Origin of the sequence: Mesorhizobium sp. CU3, from assembly GCF_006442965.1 — a bacterium.
In the GTDB taxonomy this organism is placed as follows: Bacteria; Pseudomonadota; Alphaproteobacteria; order Rhizobiales; family Rhizobiaceae; genus Mesorhizobium.
This window is the reverse complement of sequence record NZ_VFWX01000044.1, coordinates 1-279: the sequence shown is the minus strand read 5'-3', so window position 1 is coordinate 279 and position 279 is coordinate 1. Positions and strand designations below refer to the sequence as shown.

The following is a 279-nucleotide window of genomic DNA, read 5'->3' as shown; positions in this document are numbered from 1 at the left end:
AATACCGCGCCAGCCGATGGAGTTCAGGTAATTGGTGTCGATCATCCGCCCCCGCCCGCCTTTGCCGCTGGGTTTGTTGCGGTACACGTAGTCCAGGGTGCTGCCGGAGTCGAAGCCGGTGTCGAAACCAAGCTTCACGCCATCCGACAGTTTGCTGCCCAGGCCCATGCTGGCGCGGGTCATGCGCCAGTACAGGTCGCGCAGGGAGTTGCGTGGCAACGGCGCGGCGAGGGATTCGGATTCGGCGCAGGTCAGGCCGATCTTGTCGGCATCCAACAG

1 protein-coding gene is annotated in these 279 nt (G+C 63.8%); it reads right to left on the bottom strand.

Annotation, left to right across the window (positions count from 1 at the left end; genetic code table 11):
* A partial coding sequence (locus tag FJ988_RS30530) for a class I SAM-dependent methyltransferase family protein (RefSeq protein WP_181183732.1) occupies positions 1 to 279 on the bottom strand: 279 nt, incomplete at both ends.